The organism is Polynucleobacter sp. 31A-FELB (assembly GCF_018882405.1).
In the GTDB taxonomy this organism is placed as follows: domain Bacteria; phylum Pseudomonadota; class Gammaproteobacteria; order Burkholderiales; family Burkholderiaceae; genus Polynucleobacter.
The window spans coordinates 56,797-82,887 of sequence record NZ_JACVOO010000001.1 but is presented as its reverse complement, the minus strand read 5'-3'; the positions used below and the strand labels follow the sequence as shown (position 1 = coordinate 82,887).

The 26,091-nt window shown below is 47.1% G+C and carries 25 protein-coding genes, 2 tRNA genes and 1 riboswitch; of the genes, 7 read left to right on the top strand and 20 right to left on the bottom strand.

The genetic code is table 11. The features are described 5' to 3' along the window. Positions 1-9: 9 nt before the first annotated feature. From ICN30_RS00375 to ICN30_RS00360, 4 genes are all read right to left on the bottom strand, one after another. Positions 10-1,752, bottom strand: coding sequence for an IlvD/Edd family dehydratase (locus ICN30_RS00375; RefSeq protein ID WP_216272564.1), 1,743 nt, complete (start codon positions 1,750-1,752; stop codon positions 10-12). A gap of 64 nt (positions 1,753-1,816) precedes the next feature. Next, entirely contained in the window at positions 1,817-2,680 is an 864-nt protein-coding gene (locus ICN30_RS00370; protein WP_370626561.1) for a transporter, read from the bottom strand. A gap of 18 nt (positions 2,681-2,698) precedes the next feature. Continuing rightward, complete coding sequence (locus ICN30_RS00365; protein WP_216229120.1) at positions 2,699-3,226, bottom strand: hypothetical protein; 528 nt, start codon at positions 3,224-3,226, stop codon at positions 2,699-2,701. 32 nt (positions 3,227-3,258) lie between these two features. Next, positions 3,259-4,566 carry a U32 family peptidase gene (locus ICN30_RS00360; protein WP_216229119.1) on the bottom strand — a complete coding sequence of 436 codons (1,308 nt, stop codon included), beginning with the start codon at positions 4,564-4,566 and terminating at the stop codon, positions 3,259-3,261. 224 nt (positions 4,567-4,790) lie between these two features. Between ICN30_RS00360 and ICN30_RS00355 the strand changes: the two genes are divergently transcribed. After that, the gene (locus ICN30_RS00355) at positions 4,791-5,375 is read left to right on the top strand and encodes a hypothetical protein (RefSeq protein WP_216272562.1); all 585 of its coding nucleotides are present in this window, start codon (positions 4,791-4,793) and stop codon (positions 5,373-5,375) included. Positions 5,376-5,437: 62 nt separating this feature from the next. Here ICN30_RS00355 and ICN30_RS00350 read toward each other — a convergent pair. Further along, positions 5,438-5,513 (bottom strand) — tRNA-Asn (locus ICN30_RS00350). Between the two features lie 21 nt (positions 5,514-5,534). Here ICN30_RS00350 and thiD point away from each other — a divergent pair. Next, positions 5,535-6,419 carry a bifunctional hydroxymethylpyrimidine kinase/phosphomethylpyrimidine kinase gene (thiD, locus tag ICN30_RS00345; RefSeq protein WP_216272561.1) on the top strand — a complete coding sequence of 295 codons (885 nt, stop codon included), beginning with the start codon at positions 5,535-5,537 and terminating at the stop codon, positions 6,417-6,419. 39 nt (positions 6,420-6,458) lie between these two features. On the opposite strand, the gene ICN30_RS00340 is transcribed toward thiD, so the two are convergent. The 10 genes from ICN30_RS00340 to ICN30_RS00295 form a co-directional block, all read right to left on the bottom strand. Beyond that, positions 6,459-7,385: a thiamine phosphate synthase gene (locus ICN30_RS00340; RefSeq protein ID WP_216272560.1), complete on the bottom strand. Its 927-nt coding sequence runs from the start codon at positions 7,383-7,385 to the stop codon at positions 6,459-6,461. A gap of 11 nt (positions 7,386-7,396) precedes the next feature. After that, on the bottom strand, positions 7,397-8,215 hold the full coding sequence (locus tag ICN30_RS00335; protein WP_370626560.1) for a thiazole synthase: 819 nt from the start codon (positions 8,213-8,215) through the stop codon (positions 7,397-7,399). Positions 8,216-8,260: 45 nt separating this feature from the next. After that, positions 8,261-8,458: a sulfur carrier protein ThiS gene (gene thiS / locus ICN30_RS00330; RefSeq protein ID WP_216272559.1), complete on the bottom strand. Its 198-nt coding sequence runs from the start codon at positions 8,456-8,458 to the stop codon at positions 8,261-8,263. Continuing rightward, positions 8,449-9,600: an FAD-dependent oxidoreductase gene (locus ICN30_RS00325; RefSeq protein WP_370626559.1), complete on the bottom strand. Its 1,152-nt coding sequence runs from the start codon at positions 9,598-9,600 to the stop codon at positions 8,449-8,451. The genes thiS and ICN30_RS00325 overlap by 10 nt, the downstream gene beginning before the upstream one ends. Further along, positions 9,601-11,538: a phosphomethylpyrimidine synthase ThiC gene (thiC, locus tag ICN30_RS00320; RefSeq protein WP_216863363.1), complete on the bottom strand. Its 1,938-nt coding sequence runs from the start codon at positions 11,536-11,538 to the stop codon at positions 9,601-9,603. It abuts the gene before it with no gap. Positions 11,539-11,578: 40 nt separating this feature from the next. Then, positions 11,579-11,686, bottom strand: a riboswitch (TPP riboswitch). Positions 11,687-11,771: 85 nt separating this feature from the next. After that, entirely contained in the window at positions 11,772-12,611 is an 840-nt protein-coding gene (locus tag ICN30_RS00315; RefSeq protein ID WP_216272558.1) for an NUDIX hydrolase family protein, read from the bottom strand. A 211-nt stretch (positions 12,612-12,822) separates the two neighbouring features. Continuing rightward, a tRNA-Arg gene (locus ICN30_RS00310) sits at positions 12,823-12,897 on the bottom strand. A 61-nt stretch (positions 12,898-12,958) separates the two neighbouring features. Continuing rightward, the gene (locus tag ICN30_RS00305; RefSeq protein WP_216272557.1) at positions 12,959-13,099 is read right to left on the bottom strand and encodes a hypothetical protein; all 141 of its coding nucleotides are present in this window, start codon (positions 13,097-13,099) and stop codon (positions 12,959-12,961) included. 6 nt (positions 13,100-13,105) lie between these two features. Then, entirely contained in the window at positions 13,106-14,338 is a 1,233-nt protein-coding gene (locus ICN30_RS00300) for an MFS transporter (RefSeq protein ID WP_216272556.1), read from the bottom strand. A gap of 4 nt (positions 14,339-14,342) precedes the next feature. Then, entirely contained in the window at positions 14,343-15,563 is a 1,221-nt protein-coding gene (locus ICN30_RS00295; protein WP_216272555.1) for a CaiB/BaiF CoA-transferase family protein, read from the bottom strand. Between the two features lie 78 nt (positions 15,564-15,641). Here ICN30_RS00295 and ICN30_RS00290 point away from each other — a divergent pair, with 78 nt between their 5' ends. Together ICN30_RS00290 and parC are read left to right on the top strand one after the other, a co-directional pair. After that, positions 15,642-17,630, top strand: coding sequence for a DNA topoisomerase IV subunit B (locus ICN30_RS00290; protein WP_216272554.1), 1,989 nt, complete (start codon positions 15,642-15,644; stop codon positions 17,628-17,630). Positions 17,631-17,704: 74 nt separating this feature from the next. Further along, the gene (gene parC, locus ICN30_RS00285; RefSeq protein ID WP_216863367.1) at positions 17,705-20,077 is read left to right on the top strand and encodes a DNA topoisomerase IV subunit A; all 2,373 of its coding nucleotides are present in this window, start codon (positions 17,705-17,707) and stop codon (positions 20,075-20,077) included. A 67-nt stretch (positions 20,078-20,144) separates the two neighbouring features. Here the strand turns inward: parC and ICN30_RS00280 are convergent, their stop codons facing one another. Next, positions 20,145-21,104 (bottom strand): XdhC family protein, encoded by a 960-nt coding sequence (locus tag ICN30_RS00280; protein ID WP_216272553.1) that lies wholly within the window; start codon positions 21,102-21,104, stop codon positions 20,145-20,147. 75 nt (positions 21,105-21,179) lie between these two features. Between ICN30_RS00280 and ICN30_RS00275 the strand changes: the two genes are divergently transcribed. Next, positions 21,180-21,830: an NTP transferase domain-containing protein gene (locus ICN30_RS00275; protein WP_216272552.1), complete on the top strand. Its 651-nt coding sequence runs from the start codon at positions 21,180-21,182 to the stop codon at positions 21,828-21,830. 4 nt (positions 21,831-21,834) lie between these two features. Here the strand turns inward: ICN30_RS00275 and ICN30_RS00270 are convergent, their stop codons facing one another. From ICN30_RS00270 to ICN30_RS00260, 3 genes are all read right to left on the bottom strand, one after another. Beyond that, positions 21,835-22,293: a RidA family protein gene (locus tag ICN30_RS00270; protein WP_216272551.1), complete on the bottom strand. Its 459-nt coding sequence runs from the start codon at positions 22,291-22,293 to the stop codon at positions 21,835-21,837. A gap of 86 nt (positions 22,294-22,379) precedes the next feature. Continuing rightward, entirely contained in the window at positions 22,380-23,555 is a 1,176-nt protein-coding gene (locus ICN30_RS00265; RefSeq protein WP_216272550.1) for a VWA domain-containing protein, read from the bottom strand. A gap of 33 nt (positions 23,556-23,588) precedes the next feature. After that, positions 23,589-24,446 (bottom strand): MoxR family ATPase, encoded by an 858-nt coding sequence (locus ICN30_RS00260; RefSeq protein WP_216229104.1) that lies wholly within the window; start codon positions 24,444-24,446, stop codon positions 23,589-23,591. Positions 24,447-24,611: 165 nt separating this feature from the next. Here ICN30_RS00260 and ICN30_RS00255 point away from each other — a divergent pair, with 165 nt between their 5' ends. Both ICN30_RS00255 and ICN30_RS00250 read left to right on the top strand, forming a co-directional pair. Continuing rightward, entirely contained in the window at positions 24,612-24,977 is a 366-nt protein-coding gene (locus ICN30_RS00255; protein WP_216182273.1) for a cytochrome c, read from the top strand. A gap of 17 nt (positions 24,978-24,994) precedes the next feature. Further along, on the top strand, positions 24,995-25,339 hold the full coding sequence (locus ICN30_RS00250; RefSeq protein ID WP_216272549.1) for a cytochrome c: 345 nt from the start codon (positions 24,995-24,997) through the stop codon (positions 25,337-25,339). Between the two features lie 88 nt (positions 25,340-25,427). Here ICN30_RS00250 and ICN30_RS00245 read toward each other — a convergent pair whose 3' ends face one another. Further along, positions 25,428-26,066 (bottom strand): GntR family transcriptional regulator, encoded by a 639-nt coding sequence (locus ICN30_RS00245; protein ID WP_216272548.1) that lies wholly within the window; start codon positions 26,064-26,066, stop codon positions 25,428-25,430. Positions 26,067-26,091 lie beyond the last annotated feature (25 nt).

The window sequence follows — 26,091 nt, the reverse complement described above, 5'->3', positions numbered from 1 at the left end:
TTTTAAACCTTACTTTGACCAAGGAGTCTTGCCAACCATCTTGGCTGCCCTCAAGAAATCAAAGTCGACACCTTGGTCTGCTTGAGTAACGGTATCCAAAAAGAGCTTTTTATATCCACGCTCAGCTGTTGGTGAGGTGATGGGGTTATCTTTCATGCGCTGAGCTAATTCTTCATCGGAAATTAAAAGGCTTATCTCACGATTTTTAACGCTTAAGCGAATGTGATCGCCATTGCGTACTTGAGCTAAAGGTCCGCCAATTGCAGATTCAGGAGTAACGTGCAGCACAATTGTGCCAAAGGCGGTGCCGCTCATACGTCCATCAGAAATACGTACGATGTCTTTCACGCCTGCACGTGCCAATTTCATTGGGATCGGAATATAACCAGCCTCAGGCATACCAGGAGCACCTTTTGGCCCAATATTCTTGAGCACTAAAATATCTTCAGCCGTGACATCTAATTCTGGACTATCAATGCGGTTAGCTAAATCAGCGGCATCCTCAAATACTACGGCTCGACCTTCATGCTCCATCAGTTTTTCATTAGCCGCTGACTGTTTAATAATCGCGCCACCAGGAGCAAGGTTGCCGTGCAATACGGCAATGCTGCCACGTGGATAGATAGGCTTATCAAAAGGGCGAACGACATCTTGTTTAAAGCTCGGCGGCGCAGCATCAATCTCTTCACCTAATGTTCTACCCGATACGGTCATGGTATTTAGCTTTAGTAAAGGCTTAAGTTCGCGTAGCAGGGTAGTCATGCCGCCTGCGTCATGGAAATTCTCCATGTAATGATCGCCAGAAGGCTTTAAATTAACTAGAACCGGAGTCTCGTCGCCCATCTTATCGAGAGCATCTAAGTCGATCTCCAACCCCATGCGTCCGGCAATAGCGGCGAGGTGAACAATGCCGTTCGTTGATCCGCCAATCGCTAGCAATACGCGCATAGCATTTTCAAAAGCATCTGCAGTGAGCACTTTGTCTATGGTTAAACCTTCTTTTGCCATCTTCACCGCGCAAGTTCCAGTTTCTTCAGCAACGCGGATACGATCGGCCGTAACGGCGGGAGGAGTGGCGCCACCTGACACAGTCATGCCAAGCGCTTCAGATATGCAAGCCATAGTGCTGGCGGTACCCATAACAGAGCATGTGCCTACGCTGGCAACAAGCTGATCATTCACTTCATCTTTTTCTACTTCATCAATTTCACCAGCGCGGAACTTGCCCCAATAACGGCGGCAATCAGTACAAGCACCTACGCGTTCACTACGATGTGAGCCAGTCAACATGGATCCTGTAATAAGTTGGATTGCTGGCAGTCCTGCGGAAGCGGCCCCCATCATTTGTGCGGGTACAGTTTTATCGCAACCACCAATCATGACAACAGCATCCATAGGCTGTGCGCGTAACATTTCTTCGGTGTCCATTGACATCAAATTACGCAAATACATACTGGTTGGCGCAGCAAAACTTTCATGAATGGAGATTGTTGGAAATTCCATTGGCAAACCACCAGCTAACATAACGCCACGTTTTACTGCTTCAAGCAGTTGCGGCATATTGCCGTGACAAGGGTTATATGCGCTACCAGTATTAATGATGCCAATAACAGGGCGATCTAATGCACTATTGGTATAGCCGGCACCCTTAATAAAAGCTTTGCGCAAGAATAGAGAAAATCCTTTATCGCCATAGCTAGTCAAGCCTTTGCGTAAACCGCTCTCTGCAGGATCTTTTGGTTTATTGCTCATGAATGTCTCACATCTCTTTTAAGTGTTCTTTTGTATCATTGTAGCGATTCAAGACCTTATTTACCTACAGTCCGCCACCCCAGCGATATTGCCAAGAGAGTCCCAGTGCAGTGTAGTCAGTATTGGTATTGGAATAAACACCCTTGCTGCCAGTTAGGCGGATTGAATTGTGCTTATTGATGGGATAAGACATAGTGCTTCCAAAGCGCCAGTTTTCTTGTGAACCAGTGATTGCTGTGCCATTGACATATTTTTGACCGCCAGTAAAGTAGGTGGCATCAGCAGATATATAGGCCATGTTTTGAAAGTAATAAATGACGTGGGCTTCAGATGAATATATCGGATTTTGGGAGAGCGTATTGCTTCCCAGAAAGCTGGTGTTACTTGTATAGATCGTAGCCATACCCGCTAATTCCAAGCGCCATGGACCAATTGCTTGCGATGCTCCGATAGCAGGTTGAATCAGCGAGCGATTAGCGCCTACATTGAGCATTTGTTCGCTGTTGTACTTACCCCATGGAATAGATGTGGCTAGGCTGGTGCCGATAATAAGATCTTGTTGATAACTTTTAAATTCATCTAAGGAGAGTGCTGGTGCTCCATAAAGATTGGCTGAGACTTTCACAACAGGATCAGATAATCCTTCAGCAGATGCGTTTATATTTTGAGGGCCAAGAGTGCCTGTCCCAGAGAGTTGAGCGTACGGAACCAAGAGGCTGATTCGGCCAGACTGCCCAAAGACGTCGATGATGCGAGTTAGATTTACCGCTTCAGTAGTCAGTGTATAAGAACCACTTTTGGCCTGTGCAATACCGCCTGTAACAAAATTGATGCCAATTGGCGCATTGGAATATGCACGGGCTTCAATTTCTTGAGCTTGAGCCTGCTGATAAGTAAATACCAATAGGCATAGCCAAAAAATTCTCACGCAATACGAGTAAAACAATTATTTTTTCGAGCCAAAAAGAATTGCCAGTGTGGCTGTATTGCCTATTGCTTGGTTGACGCCCATGAAGATTAAGTAAGGCCAAACAATAAGCCAATAGAGGATAGCCATTGCAAAAATTCTGATGGGCTCACCATTGCCAAAGGCTGCCATAGAATGGATGAATTCTTTGCCATGAATTAATCCATCGACTCCAGCCTCAAGGAAGTTCAAAGCTAGAACGAAAGCTAAATAAACAATGGATTCAAATATTAGTGAATTAACAATCCCATGTTCTTTGTTAACTTTGATTGGATAAGCAGCCTGAGCAATCAACATAAATTTAGCTGCAATACCCGCCTTGATGATTGCAAAACCAAAAATAGATAGCGGGATCGGGCGCTCCTCAAGAGCGGTAGCGGCAAAAAATGTAATTGCACAGAACCAAGTGCCGAGATAAAGGGTCAGGGCAAAAGCCTTTTTAGCCTCCTCTTTAAGCTTATCTATTAAGCTGTGATGGTTAGGTTGGCTAACGGTATTGTTTGTCATTAAAAATAATCAATCAGAGAAAAGTGGGGCGATTACTCGCCGCAAGTGGCGCAAGAGCCTGCAGTTTCCACTGGAGCAGGCTCCTGTGTATAGCGTGCAATAAAGGCGTGCTTGCTGGTCATCGGAATTTTTAGCCAAACAAAGTGACCTGAACCAGGCGCAACATCTATTGATTCGCCACTCATATTCCACATTTCAGACAAGACAACATCAGTATTGCCGTTAGGCTCAATGATCTCTAATTTGTCACCAACGGAAAAGCGGTTCTTAACATCAACCTTGACGCGGCCCGAAGCAGAATCGACATCCAGAGTCTCGCCTACATACAAGCTGCGCCCTGATAAGGAGTGGCCGCGCATATAGAGTTGATACTCTTTATCGTGGTGGCGCTCATAGAAGCCATCGGTGTAACCTCGGTTAGCCAAGCCTTCTAGTTGACCTAATAAAGCGGTATTAAATGGTCTACCTGCTACAGCGTCATTGATTGCTGCTCGGTAGGCTTGTACAGTACGAGAAACGTAATAAGGCGATTTGGTGCGCCCCTCAATCTTGAATGAATCCACGCCCATCTTCGTCAAGCGTTCAATATGCTCAATCGCGCGCAAATCCTTGGAGTTCATGATGTAAGTGCCATGCTCATCTTCTTCCATTGGCATCAAATCATCTGGACGACGCGCCTCCTGGAGGAGAACGACATCACCACTGGTATTTTGTTGCCCTGGCTTGACCTTGTAATCCCAGCGGCAAGCGTTGGTGCAAGCACCTTGATTGGAGTCACGATGCGACATATAACCAGAGAGTAAGCAGCGACCAGAATAGGCAATACACAAAGCGCCGTGAACAAATACTTCCAATTCCATTTCTGGGCAGTCCTGACGAACTTCTTCGATTTCATCAAAAGAAAGCTCGCGTGACAAGATGACTCGACTAATGCCAACGGAGCGCCAGAACTTCGCAGAAGCTCCATTGACGGTATTAGCCTGAACCGATAAATGAATGGGCATATCTGGCCATGCTTCTCTGGCCATCATGATGAGACCTGGATCCGACATGATCATGGCATCGGGCTTTAATGCAACTACAGGATCCATGTCTTTAATGTAGGTGCGCGTCTTACCGCCATGAGGAAGTAAGTTAGAAACCAGATAAAACTTTTTGCCTAAAGCATGGGCGGTATCAATACCTTCTTTGAGCGTTTCCATTTTTCCGAAGTCGTTATTGCGTACTCGGAGTGAATAACGTGGCTGCCCCGCATAAATGGCATCAGCGCCAAAGTCAAAGGCAGTGCGCAGCATAGAGAGGCTGCCGGCAGGGGCTAGAAGTTCTGGAATCTTGGTCATGGGGGCTATTTTAGTGAATACAGGCATTCTTGCTTGATTTGCAGCAACACCAAGCCCTGGAGGCCAATAGGCATGTGTTTATCTCATCATTCCAGCTAAATAACCCCCTATGCAGAGTATCCTACGGGGTCTGTGGCCAGCATTGCAACAATGAACAGGGAGCCTTCCCCTTGAGCTGTCCACCCGAAATTGAAGGCATTTATTAAAGAATCAGAAAGAACGCAATGACAAAACTCACATCCAAGCCAATCCTCAAAAAAGCGAGCGGCATTCTGGCGCAAGAGTTTGCGATACCCAAAGATATCGCTTGGGCCTGGGTCACATTATTGCTGTCACAAGAAGAGCAAAAGCGCGATAGCGAGGAAAAGCGCTATGCCCGCATCGCAGAATTCGAAGCTTGGATTACAGAGCTCAATTTACCAACGGATCCAAAAAATCCTGCAGGCGGAGCCGTAAGTCCAGAGTCGGTCAAGAATTCAGCTAGAAACGTATTTGAGTGGCCGCATGACTACATCTTTGAAGAGCCGGCAGCAGCTAAACATCCAGATTCCAAGGTGACATATGCCGATACGATTACTAAGCCAATCTTAGATGCCATTAAAGATGCTGGTGGATCCGATGATCGTCCTGCACTCATTGCTATTTTGGAAGGCTACGCAAAAGAGGGTAAAGAGCCATTTGCCAATGTCACACCAGAAGGTATTGAGTGGAAAGGCAGTAACTGGGCTGAGGGAGACAAGCTTAATCTCCTCACTATCAAGACCTTAAACAACCGCCTGGCTAATCTAAGAAAGAAGGGATTGATCTAAGTCCAATCACTTCACGCGGATTGCAAAAGAAAAACCACCTAAAAAGGTGGTTTTCTTGTATTTGGCTCCTCGACCTGGGCTCGAACCAGGGACCTACGGATTAACAGTCCGGCGCTCTACCAACTGAGCTATCGAGGAATAAGCCGATATTATAGCAAGATGAAATCATCTACTCCAAGTTCTGTACAGATCCCTAAAGTATTGACCATCGCCGGGTCCGATAGTGGCGGTGGCGCGGGCATTCAGGCTGACCTCAAAGTCATTACGGCCCTAGGCGGATATGGGATGTCGGTCATCACTGCCATTACTGCCCAGAACACTTTGGGGGTTAGCCGTATTCAGGATATAGACCTTGATGTGGTTGAGGCTCAGATCGATGCCGTATTTTTGGATATTGGGGTGGATATCGTCAAAATTGGCATGTTGGCCAGCCCAGAAATCGTCCGTACCGTGGCATCAGCCCTCAAGCGCCATGGGGCCAAAAGAATTGTTCTTGACCCTGTATTAAGAGCTACCTCAGGCGCCAGCCTTGGAGGTGACGATACTGCCCAAGCCATTATTAAAGAGTTGTTTCCGATGGCGACTTTAGTAACCCCTAATCTCGAGGAGGCCTCCTTGCTATTGGGCCGAGAATTAACTGGCCCTGAGGATTTCAAGTTGGCTGCAGAAGAGTTGCTCGACATGGGCCCGCAAGCGGTCTTGATCAAAGGTGGTCATCTCGATACCACCCATACTCAGCTGACTGATTTTCTGATGTGGCGAACCATGGAAGATGGTCTTGAAGTAATTCAATCAAAAGAGTTCAAGCATTACCGCGTCAATACAGCCAATACCCATGGCACCGGTTGCTCATTAGCATCCGCCATTGCAACGTATTTAGCAGATGGTCATGATCTTTCTCATGCAGTTGCTAAAGCAATTTCTTATGTTGAGGCAGGGCTTGAGGCAGGGCGCTTCTTAAGTATTGGTGAGGGCCCCGGACCCTTGTGGCACATGCATGATTTCTATAAAACGGCATTGCCAGAAGAAGAGGGTAAGTATTGAGTTTTTTTGTCTTAGGTCTTAAGTCTCATCTCTTATGTCTCATGTCTTCATCAACTCTTGCAGCCGCTTCACGGCTGCTTTGGGGTCGCTAGCGCCATTAATTGCTCTGACAACAGCAACTGAGCCAACTCCACTTTGTGCCACCGCATGAATGCTGCTTTCATCAATGCCACCAATCGCCACTAATGGATAGTGGTTCATTAATTGAGCGTACTTATATAAACGCCCTAAACCCTGAGGTGCTGTGGCCATCTTTTTGAGATTGGTTGGAAAGACGGCGCCCATAGCGATATAGCTTGGGCAGAAGCGATCTGCATAAACCATCTCTGCATATCCGTGAGTACTTAAGCCAAGTCGAAGGCCTTCAGCTCGAATGGCATCCAAATCTGCAGTCTCTAAATCCTCTTGTCCCAAGTGGATTCCGTAGGCGCCAGCCTCAATCGCATCTTGCCAATAATCATTAATAAAGAGCAAAGTCTTACTACCTTGAACTGCATCAACAGCTTGCGCGATCTGTTTGCGAATAAGCTTTTTATCCTCGGATTTGAGGCGTAGTTGTACGGTCGGCACTTCAGCTTCCACCATGCGCTTTACCCAATCAGCATCCGGCATCACTGCATATAAACCTAAGCGCTTTGGACACTCTGCAAAAGCATTGGGATTCATATTGCGGGTCCAGGGAAGCAAATCAAAATGCTCGGGTCTAGATGGCCACTTAAAGGGATTAAATCCACCATCTTGGTGAACCATGCGAGACCAGGCCTTACCTAAGGTTTTGGCATCACATTCAATAAAGCCCATTTGGATTGCAGCAACCATGCCGGCGAGTTCGTAATGATCGACAGCATGTTCGTTATCAATTAATGGTGGTGGCGATGCCAGACTGAATTCTGGAATCGGAATGCACAAATCCGCTTTGCTATGGGCTGCAACAATTTGGTCTGCAAGATCGCGAACTAAGCTCATCAGTGCCTTATTTAACTTTGATGCCAAAAAGGCGTGCCAACTAATGGCGTACTAGCTTGTGCGGATTGCTGGGCTTTCATAGCGCCAGAAAGGAAGGCAGTGCGACCGGCATCTACAGACATTGCAAATGCTTTAGCCATTGCCACTGGGTCATCAGCCAGTGCAACAGCAGTATTGAGTAAGACGCCATCAAAACCCCATTCCATGACGCTACAGGCATGCGATGGCAGGCCTAAGCCGGCATCTACTAACAGTGGAACTTTCAAGCGATCACGCAAGAGTTTTAATGCATAAGGATTTAAAGGTCCTTGGCCTGTTCCAATCGGCGCAGCCCAAGGCATGACCGCTTGGCATCCCACATCAACTAAGCGTTGGCACAAGATAAGATCCTCTGTGCAATAAGGTAGAACCTTAAAACCATCTTTAATTAAAGTTTCTGCGGTAGACACTAGGCGCAATGTATCTGGCTGTAACGTATAGTCATCGCCGATCAGCTCTAACTTGATCCAGCTAGTTTCAAAAACCTCACGCGCCATCTGCGCCGTTGCAATCACTTCTTTTGGGCTATGGCAACCGGCGGTATTTGGTAAAACCGGCACAGCCATTTTCTTTAAGAGATCCCAAAATCCAGAGTGCGCTTCTGCTGTAGAAGTGCCTTGCCTACGCAAACTGACAGTAATCATTCCAGGATTAGATTGCTTAACAGCGTTCTCTAAAACTTGTGGGGAAGGGTAACGCGAAGTCCCTAGCAACAAACGGCTAGCAAAAGTCTCTCCATACAGAACCAAGGGATCTGCAGTATTTAAAGGATTTGGCAAAGGGGCAGTCATGTAAATAGATTACTTATGTATTAATTTTATTGATTCGTAGATGAGTTACCCACCGGTAACTGGTGCAATGACTTCCATCTCATCGCCTTCACACAAAACTTCTTCTGCATGTCTGGTCTTGGGAACGAATTCATAATTGATGGCAACAGCAAAAGGTGGTTTTGCATCGATGAGCAATAGAACATCATCAATCGTGCTGTTATCCGGAACCTCTTGAGCAACTTGGTTGACCATTATGCGCATGCACTTAGCTCCTGATGGGTCGAGCCTGTGACTTCTAATCCTAATTCAATTGCAGTAGAGCTAGATCCTGAGCTCAATACTTCTAATGCGCAATCCAGAATAGCTGGAGAGATCATGAAGCCATGGCGATAGAGACCATTGATCATCATGAGATCAGCCTGGTTGGATTTTTGATCAACTGAAATCTCGGGCAAGTTGTCTTTGAGTGTTGGGCGGCACTGTGTCGCCATCTCCAAAATACGCGCTTCGGCAAAACCACTATGCACGGTATAAACCGCACTGAGTAATTCCATGGCGGAGCGCACGCTCATCGGAGATAAATCCTCGGATTCAATTTCTGTAGCGCCAACTACATAGACGTCATCTTCTTTTGGGGCGATATAAATTGGATAGCGCGGATGAATTAAACGAGTAGGGCGACGCAGTTTGACCTCTGGTGCTTGCAAGCGAATAACTTCGCCACGCACGCCACGCAAATCTTTAGATTCGTCACCAAGCTGTTTCCAAGAATCCTTCGCACCCAGGCCCCGACAATCAATCACCCAATCAAAACCATGCGCTTTGCTACGGAGCTCTTCAGGATTGGCGGCTTGATTCCAATGACAGGGTACCTTCATTAAAGTGAGCTCGACTAACAAAGCTTCCAGTAATTGGCGGTTATCGAGTTGGCCTTCATTCGGAAGATAGAGACCTTGGGTAAAGCGATCAGCAACCCCGGGCTCGATTTCCGCTAGAGACTGACTATCCAAATGAATCGGTTTAGAAAGCGCCTGATTACGATCACAATTTCTTTCAAGATGGGAGGCAAAACGTTCCGCATCACTGGCATCTTGACGATGCCATAAGATCAAAGTGCCATCTTGCTGAAAGTAAACCGGCTTAGCTAGTTCATCGATGAGTTGCTTCCAACGCGGTAGGCTATGAACACCCATCCGCACAACGTTATCTTCCGTAATGGCAGATTCCGCCAGTGGCGCAAGCATTGCGGCAGCAATACGTGCAGCCGCATTAGCAGCATCTGAGCCGCCTTTCTCAAACAGCTCAACTTGAGCGCCGCGTTTAGCAAGCGCAACCGCTAGCAACCGACCCATGAGGCCGGCGCCAACGATGGCATATTTGCCGTTTGAGAATGCCTTAGTCACTTACTGATAAATCTCGCTACCGCGCTTACGAAACTCTGCAGACATCTCTTCCATGCCTTTTTGTGGATCGGTTGAGGCTTCTGCAGTAATCGGAATCACTTTTGCTTTGGGATTGCCATCAGCATCTAATGTAGCTGCGTAATCACGTACTTCTTGTGTGATCTTCATCGAGCAGAACTTCGGTCCACACATTGAGCAGAAGTGGGCAATCTTGGCGCCTTCAGCAGGCAATGTAGCGTCGTGATACTCACGAGCACGCTCAGGATCTAAGCCAAGATTAAATTGATCTTCCCAGCGGAACTCAAAACGCGCTTTAGATAAAGCGTTATCGCGAACTTGTGCACCAGGCAAACCTTTGGCCAAGTCTGCGCCATGGGCTGCAATCTTGTAAGTGATGATGCCGGTACGGACATCTTCTTTATCCGGCAAACCTAAATGCTCTTTTGGTGTGACATAGCAAAGCATCGCTGTACCGTACCAACCAATTTGCGCAGCACCAATACCGCTGGTGATGTGATCGTATCCAGGAGCGATATCGGTAATCAATGGTCCAAGGGTATAGAAGGGGGCTTCTAGGCAGTGCTTTAATTCTTCGGTCATGTTTTCTTCAATGCGCTGCATCGGAACGTGACCAGGGCCTTCAATCATCACCTGAACATCATGCTTCCATGCTTTGGCAGTCAATTCGCCAAGAGTGTGGAGCTCACCAAACTGTGCAGCATCATTGGAGTCAGCGATACAACCAGGGCGCAAACCATCACCCAAGCTAAATGACACGTCATAGGCTTTCATGATCTCGCAGATCTCATCAAACTTCGTATAGAGGAAGTTTTCTTTATGGTGAGCTAAACACCACTTCGCCATAATCGAGCCACCGCGAGAAACAATGCCAGTAATACGGTCAGCAGTGAGTGGAACATAGCGCAGTAATACGCCGGCATGAATGGTGAAGTAATCCACACCTTGCTCAGCTTGCTCTACCAAGGTATCGCGGAACATTTCCCAAGTGAGGTCTTCTGCAATACCACCGGTCTTATCGAGCGCCTGGTAGATTGGAACAGTACCAATTGGAACAGGCGAGTTACGAATAATCCACTCACGCGTTTCATGAATATGTTTACCTGTAGATAGATCCATGATGGTGTCTGCACCCCAACGAATGGACCACACCATTTTCTCTACCTCTTCATTAATAGAGGAGGTTACGGCAGAGTTACCGAGGTTGCCGTTAATCTTCACGCGGAAGTTACGACCAATAATCATTGGCTCTAGTTCAGGGTGATTGATGTTCGCAGGAATGATTGCGCGCCCAGCAGCAATTTCTGAACGTACAAATTCACCAGTAACAATGTCAGGCAAATTCGCGCCGTAGCTCTTACCAGGATGTTGCTTGAGCAGTTGTTTGTATTCTGGATTCTTGCGCAATTGCTCAAGGCCCATGGACTCGCGCAAAGCAACATATTCCATTTCAGGAGTCACGATGCCTTTACGGGCGTAATGCATTTGGCTCACGTTTTGGCCAGCGCGTGCAATGCGAGGAGGATTGATATGGGCAAAACGCAAACTTTGCGTAGCTTCATCTTGTGAGCGAGCAACGCCGTACTCAGAGCTCGGTCCAGCCAATTGCACCGTATCACCACGTTCTTCAATCCAGTTCTTACGCAATAAAGGCAAACCTTTTTCAAGGTTGATCACAATATCGGGATCGCTATAAGGACCTGAGGTGTCATAAACCGGTACAGGTGGATTAGGCACCATTTCTTCACCAACACGCGTTGATAGTTGCTCAATCATTCGGATAGGCGCTTTGATATCTGGACGTGAACCTTCTAGATAGGTTTTGGTCGAAGCGGGATAGGCAAATTTTTGGCCAAAGTCTCGCTCTAAGCTTTTAAGGCTAGGAATTTCTTGTTTAGATTTATTTTTGGTATCGCTCATGCCCATCTCCTGACTGTAATTAGATGGACGAAACCGGGTGACGGTCTGATGGAAAACTCCCCACGCCAGCATTACCTGGATCGGGTTATAGGGTCTTTCTCAGCGCCTCACAGTAAAAATCACCATCAGGGCACCCCTGTTTCATCCTTAGATCTAATTTAACCACGAATTCACACCAAGTTGGGTGACCAAAATCAAGTGGTGAAGAGTGCTTCAGTCTAGGGCGGGGAAATCTAGCCTGCTTTGGTATTACGCAATATGAAATCCGCCGTCACAAAAGCGGCATCGCTAGTGAATTCATCGGCCAGAATGCGCGCTGCAGCCTCTGAAATCGAGATTTCGATAAAACCACTGACTTCACCATCGTGGTTGGTTGGTACAAAATTGTCCGCTAGCTCCAAGTCATAGATATAGAGCTGCTCATCATGAAAACCTCGCCCTGGAATGGGGCGGCGCATATGAATGCGGCCCACTGGCTCAATTTGGTCAGAAATCTGCGGTGGAACGCCAGCTTCTTCCCATAATTCTCGGCGGGCATTAACCCAGGGGGTTTCATCGGCCCCAATACCGCCAGCAGCAAGGTTATCTAGTCGACCTGGGTCAGTAGCCTTGGTTTCACTCCGGCGTCCAAGCCAGAGATTGCCGGCCTTGGTATAGCCATTAATGTGGGTTGCCATGCTCTGAAAGCCAAAAGTACGGAAGGCAGAGCGCTCTAAACGGAAGTATTCATGCCCATTTTGGTCAATCCAGGCGAAATCTTCATGTCGCCAGCCCGGAATAAAGCCACCTTGGTGCATCCGGTCAGCCAATTTCGCCATGCTCTCGGAGAGTGCCACGGGTCTTGCATGGCGGATAGTCAGACGATCGTGACCCATTTCTATATGGGGGATTGGATTTTTAGCCAAGGATTCCTGTAAATACAGGGTGAAATCAGGATTTAAGTGCCCAATAACCTGCCCAGAGGTGGCACCACCCAGAAAATGAATAGGTAAAAAATCTTGTGGAGCTGATCTTGCCGTGTTTTGGAGCATCTCCTCAAGGGCGGCAATGGTGCTGGTAGTGACTTTGTGCATGCCCTAAGTGTAAGAGAAATTAAAAATACTAAAAAAGTAATCTAAAAATCTATAAACGAATTTCAATTGTCAATAGATCTTTATTTATATTTTTGTCGGAGGTGGATGCTCATAATTTAAGCAAGCTAGGTCACTCTATACAAATCTGCGACTTACGAAAACTTTCGAGTATTTATCCACAAAACCTGTGGATAAGTTTTTTATTCCGGAGTGGTCCCGCCGACAGGAATCGAACCTGTATCCCACGCTTAGGAGGCATGTGCACTATCCATTGTGCTACGGCGAGAATAAAAAATTAAAAACTATTTTTTCAAAAAGATGTTAGGACGTGAAACATTATCCACTGATTACCAGCCACACATTGCCCATACTGAATTGGTGATGGCAACCATCATGTCAGGTGCAAAGTAGGCAAAAAAAATCATGCCCAGAATAATGATTGCAAATGGATATAGGAGCCATTGCGGGAAACGAAGTTTGGCTGGCATGTTGTCTTAGGCGATCGCAGCGCGATGAATCGCACGCTCTTTCACTGGCAAGTTGACCAAGAATGCAAACACGCCTAATGCAATCGCAATATTCCAAACAATCAAATAGGAGCCAGTACGATCAAATAAGTAGCCGCCAAAATAAGCACCACAGAAGCTGCCCAATTGATGTGAGAAAAATACTAAGCCAGAAAGCATGGTGAGGTATTTAACGCCAAAGATCTGTGCCACGATTGCATTGGTTAAGGGGATAGTGGAGAGCCACAAGAAGCCCATGATGGCTGCAAAGATGTAGGTAGAAGTCGGGCTGAGCGGCAGCCAAACAAAAGCCATGATGGCAACAGACCTGAGGATATAGATCCCCGATAGTAGGTAGCGCTTAGGGAAGCGCTGGCCTAATATTCCAGCGCTATAGGTGCCAAAAATATTGAAGAGACCAATTAATGCCAGTGCGGTCGTTGCAACTGCTGGTGCACCAACATCGGGATAAATCTTAGATAAATCTTTGAGGTAGGGTGCTAAGTGCACGGCGATAAATACCACCTGAAATCCGCACACAAAATAACCTAAGGTGAGCAATCTAAAACTGGGATTGCCGATAGCTTCTTTAAGTGCTTGTTTAATTGTTTGATCACTCGCTTGCTGAGAGTTGCTTAAATTAGGTTCACGCAACATAAACGCAATTGGAATCATCAAGCTGGCCATCAGCGCCAACATGAGTAGCGCATCATTGGCGCCAAAGCTGCTGAGCAATCCTTGCTCAACCGGAATCATGAGGAACTGTCCAAACGATCCAGCGGCTGCAGCAATGCCCATTGCCCACACCCGTTTTTCTGCGGCAACGTTGCGACCTAAGATTCCATAGACCACGCTATAGGTTGTTGCAGTCTGCGCAAGACCAATCAGCAATCCACCAGCCAATGAAAAGTTCAAGGCATCGGTAGAGATCGCCATGCCTGCTAAACCAAGCGCATAAAGCGCACCACCAGCGACCATAATTTTGAGGGCGCCATAACGATCGGCTAGTGCTCCGGTGATTGGTTGAACTGCACCCCAAATTAAATTCTGTAAGGCAATGGTGAGGGCGAAGGTTTCACGACCCCAACCATTGGCCGAGGTGATGGGTAAATTGAAGAGGCCGAAACCATGGCGTATGCCCATGGAGAAAGTCACCATCAGTCCGCCAAAAATCAGCACCTGTCTCAGGGATAGCTTTTGGCTTGAATGGCTCGATGGCATTGGGTTAAATAATGCCTTTATCTTGAAGGGCGGCGATAGCCTGGGGATCTAAGCTTAAGCGTTCCTCCAAAATCTCATTCGTATGTTGACCCAAGGTCGGGGGAGCCATGCGCACCTCAACTGGGGTTTCAGACAGTCGCATTGGGCTGGCAACGAGTTTCATATTGCCGGCAGTAGGGTGCGGAACGTCAATTTGGACCCCTCGAGCCTTAACTTGCTCGTTATCAAAGACTTCCTCGAAGTTGTTGATAGGGCCACAGGGTACGTTCGCCGCCTCTAAAAGGCTGATCCATTCAGCCTTGGTTTTACGACGAGTCATTACTTCTAGTAATGAAATCAATGACTTACGATTCTCTACACGCAGAGGATTGTTGATATAGAGGGGATTCTCGGCCAAATGCGCCTCGCCACCCGCAGCAACAAAGTGCTTGAATTGGCCATCGTTGCCGACCGCCACAATCATCCAGCCATCTGAGGTTGGGAAGGTTTGATATGGGACGATGATGGGTGAGGCATTGCCCCAGCGACGAGGCACTTTATCCGAGCATAAGTAGGCGCTAGAGACGTTGGCCATAACAGCAATTTGAGTATCTAGAAGGGCCATATCGATATATTGACCCTGACCAGTCTGATCACGATGCACTACTGCAGCCAAAATGGCCGTACTGGCATACATGCCGGTAAAGATGTCCGCAATTGCCACGCCAGCCTTTTGCGGGCTGGCTCCCGGAAAGTCATCTGCCTCACCTGTCACACTCATAAAACCCCCCATGCCCTGGATGATGAAGTCATAACCTGGGCGATGCGCATAGGGGCCATCTTGGCCAAAACCCGTAATAGAGCAGTAAATAAGGTCAGATTTCACCTTTTTAAGGCTTTCATAATCAAGGCCGTACTTGGCTAGATCCCCAACCTTATAGTTTTCGATGACTACATCAGACTCTTTAGCGAGCTGGCGAATGATTTCTTGGCCCTCAGGCTTGCTGATATCGACCGTAATAGAGCGTTTATTGCGATTTATGCAGATGAAATAGGCTGTCTCTAGGGTGTCATTGCCTTGGGCATCTTTTACAAAGGGAGGGCCCCAATGGCGGGTATCGTCTCCAACGCCTGGGCGCTCCACTTTAATGACGTCTGCGCCGAGATCGGCGAGATTTTGTGCGCACCACGGGCCGGCAAGCACACGGCTGAGGTCTAAAACGCGAATATGACTTAAGGCTCCCATCTGCTAATTTTGGCATGAATAGAGGGGTAATTTAGGAAAATTCGGGTTTTGTTTTACACATGACTACAATTTGCCCGCATGGCTACCCGTAAAACATCCGAATACAGCGAATCATCGATTCAGGTCCTAAAAGGACTCGAGCCCGTCCGTCAGCGGCCGGGAATGTACACCCGCACCGACAACCCTTTGCACATCATTCAAGAGGTGCTCGATAACGCTTCCGACGAGGCTTTAGGTGGGTTTGGTAAGCAAATCATCGTGACATTGCATACCGATAGCAGTGTCAGCGTTGAGGACGACGGTCGTGGAATTCCGGTTGGAATGCATCCTACCGAGAAGTTACCTGTTGTAGAAATCGTATTTACCCAGCTCCATGCTGGCGGTAAGTTCGAAAAAGGCACTGGTGGTGCTTATGCATTCTCTGGTGGTTTGCATGGCGTTGGTGTTTCGGTAACCAATGCTTTATCCAAGCGACTAGAAGTGACTGTATGGCGTGAAGGTCAAGTGTCTACTTTGACTTTTGCTGATGGCAAGGTCATCGAAAAGCTTAAAACTAGTGCTGCTGGTAAAGAAGATAAATCGCACGGGACGCGCGTCCGTGCATGGCCTGATGGCAAGTACTTTGATAGTGCTGCGATCCCAATGCCAGAACTCATTCGTCTATTGCGCTCTAAGGCAGTCCTATTGCCAGGCGTCAAAGTCACCCTGATTCAAGAGAAGTCTGGCGAGAGTCAAACTTGGCAATATGCCCAAGGCTTACGCGGTTATTTAAATGAAGCAATGGCTCAAGCGGGTCATGGTGCTGAAGTCATCCCTCCATTTGAAGGCGAGCAATACGCTACCGGTAATGGTGATGATGATTCCTTTGCTGAAGGCGAGGGCGCGGCATGGGTGGTGACCTGGACTGAAGACGGCGCACCAGTGCGTGAGAGTTATGTGAATTTGATTCCAACTCCAGCAGGCGGAACGCATGAGAGCGGATTACGTGAAGGTCTCTTTAATGCCGTCAAAGGTTTTATTGAGATGCATGCTTTACAGCCTAAAGGTGTGAAGCTCATGCCTGAGGACGTGTTTGCCCGTGCCTCCTTCATCTTATCTGCCAAGGTTTTAGATCCACAGTTCCAAGGTCAAATTAAAGAGCGCTTGAATTCCAGGGACGCAGTGCGTTTGGTTTCTGGTTACGCTAAATCTGCTCTTGAGCTTTGGCTTAACGAGCACGTGGATTACGGTCGCAAATTAGCGGACTTGGTTATTAAGCAGGCGCAAGCAAGGACTCGCGCAGGTCAAAAGGTTGAGAAGAAAAAATCTTCTGGCGTTGCAGTGCTACCTGGAAAGCTGACTGATTGTGAGAGTCAAGACATTAGCCTGAATGAAATCTTCCTTGTAGAGGGTGATTCAGCGGGCGGCTCAGCCAAGATGGGTCGCAATAAAGAATATCAAGCGATTCTGCCTTTACGCGGTAAGGTTCTTAATACCTGGGAAGCAGAACGCGATCGTTTGTTTGCGAACAACGAAGTACATGACATTGCGGTTGCGATCGGGGTTGATCCGCATGGCGCTAATGACACGCCGGATTTATCGAACTTGCGTTACGGCAAGGTGTGTATCTTGTCTGATGCGGACGTCGATGGCGCACATATTCAGGTATTGCTGCTTACCTTGTTCTACAAGCATTTCCCGAAACTCATTGAATTAGGTCATGTGCATATTTCAAGACCACCTTTATTTAGGGTAGATGCGCCAGCACGTGGCAAAAAGCCAGCGCAAAAGATCTACGCACTAGATGCAAATGAACTTCAAGCAATTGAAGATAAATTACGCAAAGATGGTGTCAAGGAATCTGCTTGGCAAATCTCCCGCTTCAAAGGTTTGGGTGAGATGAGTGCTGAGCAATTGTGGGATACCACTTTAAATCCAGACACCCGCCGCCTCTTGCCGGTGACATTAGGCACTTGGACAGAAGACGAAACGATTAAAACAATGGACATGCTGATGGGTAAATCCGAATCCGGGGCGCGTCGTGATTGGTTAGAAGAGCGCGGTAACGAAGTAGAGGCGGATATCTAATGGCAACTAAAAAAACTCCAGGCGGTACTGGTTCAGATGATCAAGCAGACTTATTTGCTGGCGAACCCATTGAAATGAATATCGTTGAAGTGGATGAGCCAATTGCTGCTCAAGCAGGTGGCACTAAGGATCCGCATGATCCAAAAATTGTTGAGCTCAATGAGGATGACAAAGACAGCCTAACGCTGGCAGTCTATGCAGAGCGCGCTTACCTTGATTACGCCATTAGCGTAGTTAAAGGCCGTGCCTTGCCAGATGTATCGGATGGTCAAAAGCCGGTTCAACGTCGAATTCTGTTCTCCATGAGCGAGATGGGTTTACGTGCTGATGCTAAGCCGGTGAAGAGTGCCCGTGTGGTGGGTGATGTATTAGGTAAGTTTCATCCGCATGGCGATCAATCTGCTTATGATGCATTGGTACGTCTTGCCCAGAGCTTTTCATTACGTTACCCATTGATTGATGGTCAAGGTAACTTTGGCTCACGTGATGGCGATGGCGCGGCGGCCATGCGTTACACCGAAGCACGTTTAACCAAAATTGCTGGCCTCTTATTGAGTGAGATTGATGAAGGTACGGTTGATTTTGCGCCGAACTACGACGGATCTTTCCAGGAGCCTAAGTTGTTACCAGCACGCTTACCATTCGTTCTCCTGAATGGAGCATCTGGTATTGCCGTAGGTATGGCGACAGAGATTCCTTCACATAACTTACGTGAAGTAGCTAGCGCAGCGATTGCTTTGATGAAGTCGCCAAAAATGAGTACTTCAGAGTTGTTAGAGATCATGCCTGGCCCAGACTATCCAGGCGGCGGTCAAATTATTTCTTCTCCAGCAGAGATTGCGCAGATTTATGAAGCCGGTCGCGGCAGCTTAAAAGTTCGTGCTCGCTGGTCTATCGAAGAATTGGCTCGTGGACAGTGGCAAATTGTGGTCAATGAGTTACCTCCATCTACTTCATCACAACGCGTACTGCAAGAGATTGAAGAGATCACCAATCCGAAGGTGAAGGTTGGTAAGAAGACTTTAACTCCAGAGCAGAACAATCTCAAATCTACGATCTTGAATGTGCTTGACGGTGTCCGTGATGAGTCGAGCAAAGATGCCGCCGTGCGCTTGGTATTTGAGCCTAAGAGCAAAAATATTGATGTCAATGAGTTTGTCAACTTATTACTAGCCCACACATCACTAGAGTCCAATGCGCCAATGAATTTGGTGATGATTGGTACTGACGGCCGTCCTCGTCAAAAAGGCCTCAAAGAGATTATTGCTGAGTGGATTTCTTTCCGAGTCGGCACCGTTACACGTCGTACTCAGCACCGCTTGGGCAAGGTTAACGACCGTATGCATATTTTGGAAGGGCGTTTAATCGTTCTTCTGAATATTGATAAGGTTATTAAGATCATTCGTAATAGTGATGAGCCGAAGGCTGACCTGATTAAAGAATTCAAGCTCAGCGATCGGCAAGCAGAAGATATCCTAGATATCCGCTTGCGTCAGTTGGCTCGCCTTGAGGGCATCAAGATTGAACAAGAGTTGAAAGAACTCAAGTCCGAGCGTGATGATCTTGAAGGTTTATTACAGAGCGACACCGTTCTCCGTAAACGCATCATCAAAGAAATCGAATCCGATATGAAGGATTTTGGTGATGATCGCCGGACCTTGATTCAGGAAGATAAGCGCGCTGTTGCTGAAACTAAAGTATTGGACGAGCCAGTAACAGTCATCGTGTCTCAAAAAGGCTGGGTGCGCGTGCGCCAGGGCCATGAGCATGATGCAACTCAGTTTGGCTTTAAAGCAGGTGATGCTCTCTATGGCACATTTGAGTGCCGCACAGTGGATGTGATGCAAGGTTTTGGCAGTGATGGTCGCGTCTATACCGTACCGGTTAGCGAGTTGCCTGGTGCCCGTGGCGATGGTTCGCCATTAACCAGTTTCGTGAACTTGGCGGCTGGATCGCAGATGGTGGCTTACTATGCCGGCCAACCAGATGACCTCGTACTCATTTCTACAAGATCGGGTAACGGCTTCCTTGCAAACGTGGCGGATATGACTACCCGTAACAAGGCCGGTAAATCTTTTGTTGGTATTGATAGCAAGTTCCCAGGTGGTGATGCACCGCTTGGAGCATCTAAAGTGACTGCTGGCATGAAGCAAGTCGCTTGCTTATCTGAAAGCTCTAAGCTATTGGTTTTCCCGTTGGATGAACTCAAGCGTTTACCTACTGGCGGTAAAGGTGTCATTCTGATGGGCTTAGATGACAAAGAGAAGTTGGCGTCTGCAATTGCTGTTGGTCCAGATGGCGCTACGTATTCTGGCGCTGGACGTGCTGGTAAGCCAACCGAGTTAAGTCTGGATGCAAAAACCTTGAAATCGTTTGCGGGTAATCGCGCGCGTAAGGGTCATTTCGTAGAACCAAGACTGAAGGATGGAAAGCTCAAGGCAAACTAAGTAGCGAGCCTAGTTTGGTAGAAGTTGAAAAACCCGATCATTAGCTGATCGGGTTTTTTATTTCCCCTTAAACCTTTTTCGGAATTGGGACGCCGTACTTCACGGCAATCACTTCAGCCAAAATCGATACGGCGATTTCAGGTGGCGTCAAAGCGCCGATAAAGAGACCAACGGGTCCGTGAAGACGCTCTACCTGCTCCTGTGTCACATCAAATTCCAATAAACGAGCTTTGCGTTTTTGGGTATTGATTCTGCTGCCCAAAGCACCAACATAGAAAGCGGGGGACTTTAATGCTTCCATCAAGGCCATGTCATCGAGCTTGGGATCATGCGTTAAAGCAACTACCGCCGTATGAGAGTCAACACCAATTTCTAGCAATACATCATCTGGCATGCCCTTGATAAATTGAATATGCTCGCGATTGATGCCTTCTGCATACTCTTCACGAGGGTCAATGACGATGACTTCAAAGTCGGATGCAAGCGCAAAGTCTGCCGTGTAGAGCGAAAGTTGTCCCGCGCCAATAATGACCATGCGCCAACGAGGACCATAAGTGGTTTTCATTAATTGCTCATCGCAAATAAAGGCCTCGTTACGGTTGCCAGTATCTAACGTGGATTTACCTGTCGCCAGATCCACCGTGCGGGAGGTAATTTGGTGATTGGAGATGGAATGCAGAATGGCTTCCAGAATTGCCAATTCCGGTTTTGGTTCGACAAGCAAGCGCAGTGTTCCGCCACAAGGCAAACCAAAGCGCGCGGCCTCTTGCTGGCTCACTCCGTAGACGACCATCTCTGGCAAGTCTTTGGTCAGGATTTCAGTTTGAACTCGACGAATCAAATCGTCCTCAACACACCCACCAGACACCGACCCAGTAACCTGCCCATCACCCCGAATAGCCAACCAAGAGCCAATAGGTCTTGGGGCTGAACCCCAGGTTTGAACCACTGTGGCGATAGCAACAGGATGGCCCGCCTTGAGCCAGTCAACGGCGGCTTTTAATACGCTTAAATCAGTGCTGTTCATTTCTTGTCTTTAATTTCTTATATTTAATTTTTTATATTTATTATTTTTTCTGGCAATGTAATTATTATCACCTTAATGACAAGTTCTAGCCCGTCCACTAAAGCTTCACATTTACGCCTTGCCGTTCTCTTACTAGCTGCGGGAGAGGGTGGTCGCCTGGGGGCACATCCCAAAGCCTTGCTCCGCAAGGACGGTCAGACTCTATTAGGGCTATTTTCAGGTGCAATTCAAGGATTTGCTCCAACCGAATACATCGTAGTGACTGGCTTTCATGCTGGAGCGATTGAGTCTGAGATCAAGAAGATAAACAGCTCCCTAACGCATCCAATTGAAGTCATTCAGAATCCTGCTCCAGAAAGAGGCCAGGCCTCATCTGTGCGCCTGGGCCTCGAATCCCTTAAAGGAGAATTTCATGTCTTGTTGGTCGCACTCTCAGATCAACCTGAGATAGGGGTAAGAGAAGTTCAGGAGCTAGTCGATGCATTTCTCAATCGAGAGACCGGCAAGGAAATCATTCTCCCAATGGTGGAAGGCAGGCGTGGCAATCCTGTGCTCTTCTCTCGAAAAGCTATATCTGAAATTCTTGCGACTCCGGGGATGGTTTGTCGGGAATATATGGATACTCATCCTGACAAAGTGATGGCTATACTCACCAGCAATCAGGCATTTGTAATGGATGTCGACACACCGGAAGACATCCAACAGCACAAATTAAGCCTGACTTAGTTTTTTAAATCTCGGCAATCAACTCGATTTCAACACAAGCACCCAAAGGGATTTGCGCGACACCAAATGCACTGCGTGCGTGCTTACCGGCATCCCCAAATACTTCAAAGAGCAGTTCTGAGCAGCCATTCACTACCAAGTGTTGCTCAGTAAATTCAGGGGTGGAGTTGACTAAACCCATCACTTTCACAATACGCTTCACTTTGTCTAGAGAACCCAAGTGATTTTGTAAGGTGGAAATCAAATCAATCGCAATTGACTTGGCCGCAGCTTTGCCGGTCTCTGTATCCATATCTTGACCAAGTTTTCCAACCCAAGGCTTGCCATCTTTCTTGGCAATATGCCCTGATAGAAAAACAGTGTTGCCAGAAGTGGCTGCCATGACATAAGCGGCAGCAGGGGGTCCGGCCGGAGGTAAGTCAATACCAAGAGTTTTAAGGCGATCGCTAATGTGATTTGTCATAGAGTTCAGTGGCGTTAAATAAAGGATGAGAAAAAATAAAAAGAAAATAGGTCAATAAAGACTTAATTACAGCAAATAGTACTTGATTACTTTGACAGTTGACGCATGGCATTTTCAAGACCATTCAAAGTCACAGGATACATGCGGTCTTTCATCAAGCCTTTCATGATGTCAATGGACTGGCGGTACTGCCAAACAGATTCTGGCTCAGGATTGAGCCAAGCAAAGTGGGGGAAGTGATCAATCAGGCGATTGATCCAGGCTGCCCCAGTTTCGCGGTTGTTGTATTCAACCGATCCATTAGGACTCAGAATTTCATAAGGAGACATTGTGGCATCCCCAATAAAAATCAACTTGTAGTCGGGCCCATACTTGTTAATGATGTCTTGAGTGGCCGTTACCTGGTCTCGCCTGCGTCGATTACTTTGCCAAAGGTGTTCATATACGCAGTTATGAAAGTAGTAATACTCCAAGTGCTTGAACTCAGTTTTGACGGCAGTGAACAATTCGGAAATCCGTTGGATGTGGTCATCCATCGATCCACCGACATCCATTAACAATAAGACTTTGACTTGATTGTGACGCTCAGGCCGCATTTGGATATCAAGCATTCCTGCATTTGCTGCAGTGGAGTGAATGGTTTTATCGAGATCTAGCTCTAGACTTGAGCCTTCTCTGGCAAATCGACGCAAGCGACGTAATGCCATTTTGATATTGCGAGTACCCAAGCTGAGATCGCTGTCGTAATCTTTAAACTCGCGCGCTTCCCATACTTTGATGGCCGTTCGATTGCCAGCACTTTCACCACCAATCCGAATACCTTCTGGGTGATAGCCACTGTGACCAAAAGGGGATGAGCCTCCAGCTCCAATCCACTTGTTGCCACCACCGTGCCATTCCTTTTGTTCCTTCATGAGTTCTTGAAGGCGTTTCTGCAACTCCTCAGGACCGCCTAATTTTTTGAGCGCCGCTTTTTCTTCTTCAGTTAATACGCGCTGTAATTTTTTCTCAAGCCAGTCCAGTGGAATATCGGGGGCTAAGGCCATGATTTGCTCTACGCCATTAAAGTAAGAGCCAAAGACTTGATCAAAGCGATCAAAATGCTGCTCGTCCTTTACCAAAGTCATGCGCGCTAACTGATAAAACTCATCAATCGAAGGTTCAATGACACCTTCCTTTAAGGCTTCCAATAGAGTTAAAAATTCTCGAACAGAAACCGGCACCTTGGCCTCTTTCAGTTTGAGAAAAAATTGAATCAACATGATTCAGCTATCGCAGTATGGAGGTGCGTGAGATCAGCGGTGATTGCGGTTCATCATGACGAGACGTTCAAACAAATGAATATCCTGTTCGTTTTTCAGAAGTGCACCATGTAGCGGTGGAATCGCAATCTTGTCTTCGCTGCTATAAAGCGCCTCAGCTGGAATATCTTCAGCTAACAATAGCTTCAACCAATCAATTAGTTCAGAGGTAGAGGGTTTCTTTTTTAACCCCGGTAGTGATCTGATTTGATAAAAGGACTTAAGGGCTGCATCCAGCAATTCTTGTTTGATGTTGGGGTGGTGGACATCCACAATGCTTTGCATGGTTCCAGCATCTGGAAACGAGATGTAATGAAAAAAGCAGCGACGCAAAAATGCATCGGGTAATTCTTTTTCATTGTTTGAGGTGATGATGACAAGAGGGCGGTGCTTAGCTTTAATCAGCTCTCTGGTTTCATATACGTAGAACTCCATGCGATCAATTTCTCGTAAAAGATCGTTCGGAAATTCGATATCCGCTTTATCAATCTCATCAATTAACAGCACAACCGGCTCATCAGCTTCAAATGCTTGCCAAAGGACACCTTTAACAATGTAGTTGCGTATGTCATTTACTTTTTCATCGCCAAGCTGGGAGTCTCTTAGTCGACTAACCGCATCGTATTCATAAAGGCCTTGTTGGGCTTTAGTCGTGGATTTGATGTGCCATTGCATCAGAGGCATATTCAAGGCTGCAGCAACTTCCTCAGCCAGCATCGTCTTGCCTGTACCTGGTTCACCTTTAATTAAAAGAGGGCGCTGCAGTTGAATTGCCGCATTTACGGCCAATTTCAAGTCATCAGTAGCCACATAGCTTTGGGAGCCATCAAAGCGGGATTTGGTCTTAGTCATCTCTAGGGCAATCAATTTGTCTTTAAATAGCGTTCAAGTATAGGTAAAAGGGCTGATATTTTCAGTGTTTTCACTGATTTCAAGCTCTTAAATGGTGGATCTGCTCCTGTCTCCGCTATACTCTGAGCAAATTGATCTAAATCAAACTCGTTAATGATGATTTCTATGAAAAAACACCTCATTCTTTCCCAATTGGCCCTTTGCGCTGGCTTGGCTTTTGCTGGTTTTGCTGCTCAAGCTCAAGACGTCAAAGGTTCCGCTCAGGCTGGACAAGGTAAGGTTTGGCTCTGTATTGGTTGCCACTCCATTCCTGACTACCGTGCTGACTATCCTTTGGTTTACAAGGTTCCAATGCTGGGCGGCCAAAATGCTGCTTACATTGCAAGCTCCTTGTCTGCCTATAAGAAGGGCGAAAGAAAGCATCCAACCATGCGTTCTATTGCTGCCAGCTTGTCTGATCAAGACATGGCTGATCTTGGCGAATACTATGCTGCGCAAACTGCCAGCTCACCAAATAACCCATTGAAGTGATATTTAGAGGCACGTTTATGAAATTCGCACTAATTACCGCCATTTTGTTATCCACGATTGGCGTTGCTCAAGCAGCTAGCGCTGAAAAAGGTCAGGCACTCGTAGAGAAGGCTAATTGCGCCTCATGTCACGGCGCTGGACTTAATGCCCCAATCCTGCCTGCCTACCCAAAGTTGGCTGGTCAATATTCTGATTACCTCTACTACGCATTGCGTGCTTATCAAGTTGGCGGATCCAATGCTCAATTTGGCCGCAATAACGCTGTGATGTCTTCTCAGGTTCAGGCATTTTCTGATGCTGACCTTCACGACATTGCTGCATACATCTCAAAATTGCCAGGAAATTTCGTAGTTAAGAAGTAATCCAGCAATTCTTGTCGCATAAGCAAAAAGGCTTAGGTTAATCACCTAAGCCTTTGTTCTTTATGGACTTTCGATTTTCCCCATGCCTTTATTTTGTTGCTTCAAGCCCTCTGGTCAGGTGTTTGCGCATAGCCAGATCTGCTGCCAGAGGATCTCTTTTCAGAATAGCCTGAAGAATCTCACGGTGCTCTACCAGTGAGCTTAATAAGCGTCCACTCCTAGTCAAAGAATCCCGTCTTTGAAGTTTGAGCACCTTGCGAAGGTCTTCAATCACGCCATTCATCCACTTGTTCCCAGCGATTTCTTGAATCAGATCATGAAATTTGACGTTAATTTCAAAGAATTGCTCGGTATCACGATCTGCCGCAGCCTTTTCTAGGCGGTGGTGCAGGTTATCCAGTTGTGTGAGTTGAGCCTCAGATGCCTTTATGGCCGTCTCTTTAGCTGCTTGACCCTCCAGCAAAGAAAGAACTGTAAATATTTGCTCTAGATCCCGCCGATCAACTTCGGTGACGTAAGCGCCTTTATTCATCTTGGTTGTCACCAAGCCTTCAGAGGCTAAAACCTTGATAGCTTCACGCATTGGTGTACGCGATATACCAAAGGCTAACGCCAAGCTTTGCTCGTCAAGCCAGCTCCCAGGGGCTAATTCATGGGAGAAGATCTGCTCGCGTAGTCGCTCAGCTACATCTTCGTACAGCGGTCTGTTGATTAGTTTTGTATTCATAATTATGTATACAGTATCTAGACAA

What these genes read in the sequence shown, in the direction of transcription:
- ICN30_RS00340 (WP_216272560.1), bottom strand. Translation starts at nt 7,385, where the DNA reads ATGAGCTTAGTTCGCGATCTTGCAGACCAAATTGTTGCAGCCCATAGC.
- ICN30_RS00250 (WP_216272549.1), top strand. Translation starts at nt 24,995, where the DNA reads ATGAAATTCGCACTAATTACCGCCATTTTGTTATCCACGATTGGCGTT.
- ICN30_RS00290 (WP_216272554.1), top strand. Translation starts at nt 15,642, where the DNA reads ATGGCTACCCGTAAAACATCCGAATACAGCGAATCATCGATTCAGGTC.
- parC (WP_216863367.1), top strand. Translation starts at nt 17,705, where the DNA reads ATGAATATCGTTGAAGTGGATGAGCCAATTGCTGCTCAAGCAGGTGGC.
- ICN30_RS00305 (WP_216272557.1), bottom strand. Translation starts at nt 13,099, where the DNA reads ATGCCAGCCAAACTTCGTTTCCCGCAATGGCTCCTATATCCATTTGCA.
- ICN30_RS00295 (WP_216272555.1), bottom strand. Translation starts at nt 15,563, where the DNA reads ATGGGAGCCTTAAGTCATATTCGCGTTTTAGACCTCAGCCGTGTGCTT.
- ICN30_RS00275 (WP_216272552.1), top strand. Translation starts at nt 21,180, where the DNA reads ATGACAAGTTCTAGCCCGTCCACTAAAGCTTCACATTTACGCCTTGCC.
- ICN30_RS00335 (WP_370626560.1), bottom strand. Translation starts at nt 8,215, where the DNA reads ATGACTGCCCCTTTGCCAAATCCTTTAAATACTGCAGATCCCTTGGTT.
- ICN30_RS00365 (WP_216229120.1), bottom strand. Translation starts at nt 3,226, where the DNA reads ATGACAAACAATACCGTTAGCCAACCTAACCATCACAGCTTAATAGAT.
- ICN30_RS00355 (WP_216272562.1), top strand. Translation starts at nt 4,791, where the DNA reads ATGACAAAACTCACATCCAAGCCAATCCTCAAAAAAGCGAGCGGCATT.
- thiS (WP_216272559.1), bottom strand. Translation starts at nt 8,458, where the DNA reads ATGCGCATAATGGTCAACCAAGTTGCTCAAGAGGTTCCGGATAACAGC.
- ICN30_RS00280 (WP_216272553.1), bottom strand. Translation starts at nt 21,104, where the DNA reads ATGAACAGCACTGATTTAAGCGTATTAAAAGCCGCCGTTGACTGGCTC.
- ICN30_RS00270 (WP_216272551.1), bottom strand. Translation starts at nt 22,293, where the DNA reads ATGACAAATCACATTAGCGATCGCCTTAAAACTCTTGGTATTGACTTA.
- ICN30_RS00265 (WP_216272550.1), bottom strand. Translation starts at nt 23,555, where the DNA reads ATGTTGATTCAATTTTTTCTCAAACTGAAAGAGGCCAAGGTGCCGGTT.
- ICN30_RS00315 (WP_216272558.1), bottom strand. Translation starts at nt 12,611, where the DNA reads ATGCACAAAGTCACTACCAGCACCATTGCCGCCCTTGAGGAGATGCTC.
- ICN30_RS00375 (WP_216272564.1), bottom strand. Translation starts at nt 1,752, where the DNA reads ATGAGCAATAAACCAAAAGATCCTGCAGAGAGCGGTTTACGCAAAGGC.
- ICN30_RS00300 (WP_216272556.1), bottom strand. Translation starts at nt 14,338, where the DNA reads ATGCCATCGAGCCATTCAAGCCAAAAGCTATCCCTGAGACAGGTGCTG.
- thiC (WP_216863363.1), bottom strand. Translation starts at nt 11,538, where the DNA reads ATGAGCGATACCAAAAATAAATCTAAACAAGAAATTCCTAGCCTTAAA.
- ICN30_RS00260 (WP_216229104.1), bottom strand. Translation starts at nt 24,446, where the DNA reads ATGACTAAGACCAAATCCCGCTTTGATGGCTCCCAAAGCTATGTGGCT.
- ICN30_RS00360 (WP_216229119.1), bottom strand. Translation starts at nt 4,566, where the DNA reads ATGACCAAGATTCCAGAACTTCTAGCCCCTGCCGGCAGCCTCTCTATG.
- thiD (WP_216272561.1), top strand. Translation starts at nt 5,535, where the DNA reads ATGAAATCATCTACTCCAAGTTCTGTACAGATCCCTAAAGTATTGACC.
- ICN30_RS00255 (WP_216182273.1), top strand. Translation starts at nt 24,612, where the DNA reads ATGAAAAAACACCTCATTCTTTCCCAATTGGCCCTTTGCGCTGGCTTG.
- ICN30_RS00245 (WP_216272548.1), bottom strand. Translation starts at nt 26,066, where the DNA reads ATGAATACAAAACTAATCAACAGACCGCTGTACGAAGATGTAGCTGAG.